Below are 6,736 nucleotides of genomic sequence, written 5' to 3' on the forward strand. Positions count from 1 at the left end.
CGCGGAAGGCAAAATCGCCGGAGCCGTCATAGTGGCCGCAGGTCAGCATCATCGCGCCGATGCGGCGTGCCCGCTCGGCCGACACCACGGAATGCCCGGTCGCCGGGTTCTTGCCGCCATTGGCGAGGAAGCGGCCAGCGAGCGCCAGTTGCCGGCAACTCATGGCGATGGCGCAATGGTGGAAGTAGACGCCTAGCGCCAGCTCCGGCGCATGGTGGAGATTGCCAAAGGATTTCATGTAGTTGGCAAGCGCGAAGTTGCGGTACCCGGTGGCCCGTTCGGACGCGGCGACCTCGCGGTCGATGATGATCGTTTCGTCATCGGCGAGGAACTGGATGAAGCGCAGGATTTCGCCGATCGCCTCACGCGGCTGGTGGCCGGCAAGCAGGATGTCGGAAATGACGATGGCGCCGGCATTGATGAACGGATTGCGCGGAATCCCGTTCTCGTGCTCGAGCTGCACGATCGAGTTGAACGGATTGCCTGACGGTTCGCGTCCGACCCGCTGCCACAGCGCGTCGCCAACATTGCCGAGCGCCAGTGTCAGGGTGAACACTTTCGAGATGCTCTGGATCGAAAAGGCCTGTTCGGCGTCACCTGCCATCAGCACGCCGCCGTCATTGGTGACGGCCGCGATGCCGAACTTCTTCGGATCGACCTTGCCCAGCTGCGGAATGTAGGTGGCGACATCACCACGATCGGTGCGCTCGGCCATTTCGGCTGCGACTTCGGCCAGCGCTTGTTCGAGTTCCGGCATGGCCCTACCTCAACCAGCGTTCGATGCGCGCCATTGCCTCGACCATGTCGTCGTGGCTGCCGGCGTAGGAGAAACGCATGGTCCGGTGCCCCGCCTGCGTGTCGAAGTCGCGGCCAGGCGTTGCCGCCACATGCGCCTCGGCCAGCATCTTGCGTGCAAAGGCCATGCTGTCATTGGTGTGCCTGGTGACGTCGCAGAAGGCGTAAAAGGCGCCGTCCATTGGCGCCGCCAGCGGAAAGCCGAGTTCCGGCAAACGTTTCATCAAGAGCTCACGATTCCAGGCGTAACGGCCTTTCACCGCCTCCAGCTCCTCAGTTGCCCTGAACGCCTCGATCGCGGCAATCTGCGATAATTCAGGCGGCGAGATGTAGAGGCTCTGGGCGACGCGCTCGACCGGCCGCACCAGGTCTTGCGGCAGCACCATCCAGCCGATGCGCCAGCCGGTCATGCAATAGTATTTCGAAAACGAGTTGATCACCGTCACGTCGCCGCCATAGGCAAGCGCCGTGGTGTCGGGTGCGGCGTAGGCCAGCCGATGGTAGATCTCGTCGGAGATGACGGCGACGCCGAGGTCTTGTGCCGTCCTCACCAGAGCCCCCAGTTCATCGGCCGGAATGACCGCGCCTGTTGGATTGGCCGGACTGGCGAACAGAACACCTTTCAGCGGCTTTCCACGATGCGCGGTCTCGAGATGGCCGGCATGCAGGTAGGCGGCGTCGCCGAGCTCGATCTCGACCACGTCGATGCCGAGTGCGGCCATGATGTTGCGATAGGCGGGATAGCCGGGCGCCGCGATGGCGACGCGGTCACCCGGGTCGAACATCGCCAGGAAGGCGAGGTTGAAGGCGGCCGACGACCCGGTCGTCACCGCGATCCGGCCGGGCTCAATATCAAGCCCGTAGTGATCAGCGTAGTGTCCGGCGATCGCCTTGCGCAAGGCGGCGAGGCCGAGCGCGTCGGTGTAGCCGATGCGTCCGTCCTGCAGAGCCTTGGCCGCGGCCGCACGAACCAGAACCGGCGCGGGATCGGAGGGCTGGCCGACGGCCATCGAAACAACCGGCACGCCCTCGGCCTTCAGCCGGTTTGCCTCTGCCAGAATGTCCATGGCATGGAAGGGTTCGACATTGCCACGGCGTGAGAGCGAAACGACCATTTAACCAGTATTCCCGATGACTGACGGCGCCAAGCACTGGCGCATGTGCCGCACAAATGCCCGATTGATGTGAGGATCACAAGTTGAGGAAGTTTCCGGCGCCGACTTTTCATCTTTCGCCCGCTCGTCTACCAGTGGAGCCATCATGTTGAGCCGACCCAGATCGACGATTGCCCAGGCAGCGCGCGTCTTCGCGACGCTTTCGCTTGGCGTAGCCGTTGCAATGGCGAGTTCGGTCAGCGCCTTTGCCCAGAACGTGCCGGTGGTGCGCGACGCCGAGATCGAGGCGCTGGTGCGCGATTACGCACGGCCGATCTTCAGGGCGGCGGGTCTGGCGAATGACGGCATCGACATCGTTCTGGTCAACGACCAGAGTTTCAACGCCTTTGTCACCGGGCGCCGGCTGTTCATCAACACCGGCGCGCTGATGACGGCCGAAACGCCCAACGAGATCATTGGCGTCATTGCCCACGAAGCCGGCCATATCGCCGGCGGCCACCAGCAGAAGCTGCGCGACCAGCTCGAACGCGCCAAGACGATGGCCATCATCGCGACATTGCTTGGCGCCGGCGCCATCGTCGCCGGTGCAACCACCAACAGCCGCGGCCTTGCCGGTGCGGGCATGGGTGTGGCTGCCGGCGGCGGCGAGATGGCACAGCGCAGCATCCTCGCCTATCAGCGCACCGAGGAGATGACCGCCGACCGCTCGGCGATCACCTATCTCAACGCCACCGGCCAATCCGGCATGGGCATGCTGAAGACGTTCCATCGCTTCCAAACGGCACTGTCGCTGTCGGGCGCGCAGGTCGATCCCTATCGGATCAGCCATCCGATGCCGCAAGACCGCATCGCCAATCTTGAAGTGCTGGTGAAACAGAGCCCCAATGTCGACAAGCTCGACCCGCCCGCGCTGCAGCAGCGTCATGACATGATGCGGGTGAAGATCGCCGTCTATATGGAAGGCCAGGCCGCCGCGTCGCGTTTGATGCGCAAGATGCAAGGGACCCTCGCCGCGCAATATGGCGATGCCCAGTCGACCTACCTGTTCGGCAGTATCGCCGCCGCGCTCGCCAAGACCAATGCACTGATCAAGGCGCAGCCGAAGAATGCCTATTTCCAGGAATTGCGCGGCGATATCCTGATGAAGGCAAACAAGCCCAAGGAAGCCGCGGATGCCTATGCCAAGGCGGTCAGCCTCGATCCGGCGCGGTCCGGACTGCTGCCGGTGTCCATGGGTCAGGCGCTGATGGCCGTCGGCACGCCCGACTCGCTCAAAAAAGCCGTCGTGCAAATCAACAATGGCCTCGGGCGCGACAAGGAAAATTCGGCCGGGTATCGCTATCTGGCGCAGGCCTATGGCGAGCTGGGCGACATACCGGGCGCCGAACTCGCCACCGCCGAGGGCCATTTCTATTCCGGCAACTACAAGGATGCGAAGATTTTCGCCATGCGGGCGCAGCAGGAGATGAAGCGTGGCGAGCCACGCTGGCTTCGCGCCCAGGATATCATAAACTACAAAGCATCAACCAAGATCAAGTGAACCTTCCGGTCGCGCGCTGCGACACAGCCAGACCGGAAACAGGTAGAAGGAACGGAACGATGAAAAAGGCACTGCTGCTGGGCACCACGGGGGTTGCGGTCGCCCTGGCCATGCTGGCTTTTGGGTTCGTGGCCGGAAGCCCACAAATTGCCAGGGCTGGCACCGCGCAGCCCGTCGAGACGGCAGCGGCCGACACCAAGATCGACCGCGCCGAGGTCGAAGGCATCATCCGCGACTATCTGTTGAAGAACCCGGAAGTCCTTCTGGAGGTCCAGGATGCGCTTGAGGCCAAGCAGAAGGAAGAGCAGCGCATCGCTCATCTCGGCGTGATCAAGAATGCCAAGGATCAGATCTTCAATTCGGCCTTCGACGGCGTCGTCGGCAATCCGGACGGCAAGGTCACCATAGTCGAGTTCTACGACTACAATTGCGGCTTCTGCAAACGCGCCATCGACGACATGAAGGCGCTGACCAAGTCCGATCCGGACCTGCGCTTCGTGCTCAAAGAATTCCCGATCCTCGGGCCGGATTCGCAGAAGGCGAGCGTCGTTTCGATGGCCTTCCATCTGATGAAGCCGGAAAAGTACGGCGAGTTCCACAATGCGCTGCTCGGCGGCCAGGGACGCGCCACCGAGGCGGCGGCCATCAAGGTCGCGCTGTCGCTCGGTGCCGACGAAGCGGCGCTGCGTGAGAAAATGAAGGACCCGACAATCAACGAGGCCCTCGCCAAGACCTACGATCTTGCCAACAAGCTGGCGATCACCGGAACGCCGTCCTACGTGGTCGGCAACGAGGTCGTGTTCGGGGCGCTTGGGCAGGAAGTGCTGGCTGAAAAGATCGAGGCGGCGAAAGCCGCGCTTTGATTTGCTCACCGGCATATTTCTCACGGCCACATTTCCACCCGTTGTGGACAGTGAAAGAACGCACTTGCGCTCTTTCCGCGGGCAGCTATGCCCATTATAGAGGGCCCAACGCGCCGGCTTGATGCCGGCGCCGGAAAAGGTCGGTTTTTTTGAAAACGGTTTTCGTCCTGAACGGTCCCAATCTCAACGCGCTCGGCAAGCGCGAGCCGGGCATCTATGGCGGCAAGACGCTGGCCGCCATCGCCGAGGACTGCAAGCAGGCCGGCACGGCACTCGGGCTCGAGGTCGATTTCCGCCAGTCGAACCATGAGGGCGACCTTGTCGACTGGATCCAGGAAGCCGGCGACAAGGCTGTCGGCATCGTCATCAATCCAGGCGCCTACAGCCACACCTCGATCGCCATCCACGACGCCATCCGCGCCATAGCGCCGCTGCCCGTCGCCGAAGTTCATCTTTCCAACATCCATGCGCGGGAACCATTCCGCCACGTCTCCATGGTCGCGCCGGTCGCCGTCGGCATGATCTGTGGCTTTGGGCCGCTCGGCTACACGCTGGCATTGCAGGCGCTGGCAGCACGCCTATGACCGGCCAACAAACAGAAGGCTCGAAAATGTCGATAAAGAAGACCGGTGTTGACCAGCAGCTGATCCGCGATCTGGCGGGCATACTGAACGACACCAACCTGACCGAGATCGAGGTCGAACTGGGCGACCTGAAGGTGCGCGTCTCGCGCCAGGCACCGGCCGTTCATGCGATCGCAGCGCCGCAGCCGGCCTATGCCCCGGCAGCAGCCCAAGCTGCCGCCATCGCTGTGCCTGTTGTAGCCGACCTTTCCAAGAATGCGGTCACCTCGCCGATGGTCGGCACCGCCTATCTGGCGCCGTCGCCGGATGCCAAGGCATTCATCGAGGTCGGCCAGAAGGTCAAGGAAGGCCAGACGCTGCTGATCATCGAAGCGATGAAGACGATGAACCAGATCCCCTCGCCGCGCGCCGGTACTGTGACGGCGATCCTGTTCGAGGATTCGCAGCCGGTCGAATATGGCATGCCGCTCGTCGTGATCGAGTAGAGCGGGCCTGATGTTCCAGAAGATCCTCATCGCCAATCGCGGCGAAATCGCCCTTCGGGTCCTGCGCGCCTGCAAGGAACTCGGCATCCAGACGGTGGTGGTGCATTCGACCGCCGACGCCGACGCCATGCATGTGCGGCTCGCCGACGAGAGCGTCTGCATCGGCCCGCCGCCATCGCGCGACAGCTACCTCAACATCCATCAGATCGTCGCTGCGTGCGAGATCACCGGCGCTGATGCCGTGCATCCGGGTTACGGCTTCCTGTCGGAGAACGCCAAGTTCGCCGACATACTGGCCGCGCACAACATCACCTTCATCGGCCCATCCGGCGACCATATCCGCATCATGGGCGACAAGATCGAGGCCAAGCGCACCGCCAAGCGTCTCGGCATTCCGGTTGTGCCAGGTTCCGACGGCGCCGTCACCGATCAAAAGGAAGCCAGGCGCATTGCCGCCGAGATCGGCTATCCCGTGATCATCAAGGCCTCGGCCGGCGGTGGCGGGCGCGGTATGAAGGTCGCCCTCACCGAAGCTGATCTTGAGATCGCCTTGCAGACAGCCAGCACGGAAGCCGGTGCGGCCTTCGGCGACGATGCCGTCTACATCGAGAAATATCTGGAAAAGCCGCGCCACATCGAGGTGCAGGTGTTCGGCGACGGCTTTGGCCGCGGCGTGCATTTCGGCGAGCGCGACTGTTCCTTGCAGCGCCGCCACCAGAAGGTCTGGGAAGAGGCGCCCTCGCCGGCCCTCAATGCCGAAGAACGCGCCCGTATCGGCGGCATCTGCGCCAAGGCCATCGCCGACCTCGGCTATTCCGGCGCCGGGACCATCGAATTCCTCTACGAGAACGGCGAGTTCTATTTCATCGAGATGAACACGCGCCTGCAGGTAGAGCATCCGGTGACCGAAGCGATCACCGGCATCGACCTCGTTCACGAGCAGATCCGCGTCGCCTCCGGCGGCGGCCTGTCGGTGAAGCAGGAGGACATCAAGTTCAATGGCCACGCCATCGAATGCCGCATCAACGCCGAGGACCCGCGCACCTTCACGCCCTCGCCCGGCACGATCACCCACTTCCACACGCCGGGCGGCCTCGGCATCCGCGTCGATTCCGGCGTCTATTCCGGCTACAAGATCCCGCCCTATTACGACAGCCTGATCGGCAAGCTCATCGTGCATGGGCGCAACCGCGTCGAATGCATGATGCGGCTTCGCCGGGCGCTCGATGAATTCGTCGTCGACGGCATCAAGACGACGCTGCCGCTGTTTCGTGATCTCGTCGGCAATGCCGACATCGCCAATGGCGACTACGACATCCACTGGCTGGAAAAATATCTGGCCAAGGAAGAGTAG

Annotated in this window: 7 protein-coding genes; 5 read left to right on the forward strand and 2 right to left on the reverse strand. The window is 63.0% G+C overall.

Features of this window, described 5'->3' with window-relative positions; translation table 11 throughout:
- Together EN935_RS16720 and EN935_RS16725 are read right to left on the reverse strand one after the other, a co-directional pair.
- Positions 1-757: glutaminase (locus EN935_RS16720; RefSeq protein ID WP_127373451.1), on the reverse strand; the 757-nt coding region annotated here is incomplete at its 3' end.
- Between the two features lie 4 nt (positions 758-761).
- Entirely contained in the window at positions 762-1,910 is a 1,149-nt protein-coding gene (locus tag EN935_RS16725; protein WP_109671699.1) for an aminotransferase class I/II-fold pyridoxal phosphate-dependent enzyme, read from the reverse strand.
- Positions 1,911-2,055: 145 nt separating this feature from the next.
- On the opposite strand from EN935_RS16725, the gene EN935_RS16730 reads away from it, so the two are divergent.
- From EN935_RS16730 to accC, 5 genes are all read left to right on the forward strand, one after another.
- Positions 2,056-3,450, forward strand: a complete 1,395-nt coding sequence (locus tag EN935_RS16730) for a M48 family metalloprotease (protein WP_127265442.1) — start codon at positions 2,056-2,058, stop codon at positions 3,448-3,450.
- A gap of 59 nt (positions 3,451-3,509) precedes the next feature.
- A complete protein-coding gene (locus tag EN935_RS16735; RefSeq protein WP_127265441.1) occupies positions 3,510-4,313 on the forward strand; it encodes a DsbA family protein in 804 nt (267 codons plus the stop codon).
- Positions 4,314-4,462: 149 nt separating this feature from the next.
- Positions 4,463-4,897: a type II 3-dehydroquinate dehydratase gene (aroQ, locus tag EN935_RS16740; RefSeq protein WP_109671702.1), complete on the forward strand. Its 435-nt coding sequence runs from the start codon at positions 4,463-4,465 to the stop codon at positions 4,895-4,897.
- Positions 4,898-4,923: 26 nt separating this feature from the next.
- The gene (gene accB, locus EN935_RS16745; RefSeq protein ID WP_109671760.1) at positions 4,924-5,382 is read left to right on the forward strand and encodes an acetyl-CoA carboxylase biotin carboxyl carrier protein; all 459 of its coding nucleotides are present in this window, start codon (positions 4,924-4,926) and stop codon (positions 5,380-5,382) included.
- 10 nt (positions 5,383-5,392) lie between these two features.
- The gene (gene accC, locus EN935_RS16750) at positions 5,393-6,736 is read left to right on the forward strand and encodes an acetyl-CoA carboxylase biotin carboxylase subunit (RefSeq protein ID WP_023812133.1); all 1,344 of its coding nucleotides are present in this window, start codon (positions 5,393-5,395) and stop codon (positions 6,734-6,736) included.

The organism is Mesorhizobium sp. M7D.F.Ca.US.004.03.1.1 (assembly GCF_003998635.1).
Lineage (GTDB): Bacteria > Pseudomonadota > Alphaproteobacteria > Rhizobiales > Rhizobiaceae > Mesorhizobium > Mesorhizobium loti.

What these genes read in the sequence shown, in the direction of transcription:
- EN935_RS16725 (WP_109671699.1), bottom strand. Translation starts at nt 1,910, where the DNA reads ATGGTCGTTTCGCTCTCACGCCGTGGCAATGTCGAACCCTTCCATGCC.
- EN935_RS16730 (WP_127265442.1), top strand. Translation starts at nt 2,056, where the DNA reads ATGTTGAGCCGACCCAGATCGACGATTGCCCAGGCAGCGCGCGTCTTC.
- EN935_RS16735 (WP_127265441.1), top strand. Translation starts at nt 3,510, where the DNA reads ATGAAAAAGGCACTGCTGCTGGGCACCACGGGGGTTGCGGTCGCCCTG.
- accB (WP_109671760.1), top strand. Translation starts at nt 4,924, where the DNA reads ATGTCGATAAAGAAGACCGGTGTTGACCAGCAGCTGATCCGCGATCTG.
- accC (WP_023812133.1), top strand. Translation starts at nt 5,393, where the DNA reads ATGTTCCAGAAGATCCTCATCGCCAATCGCGGCGAAATCGCCCTTCGG.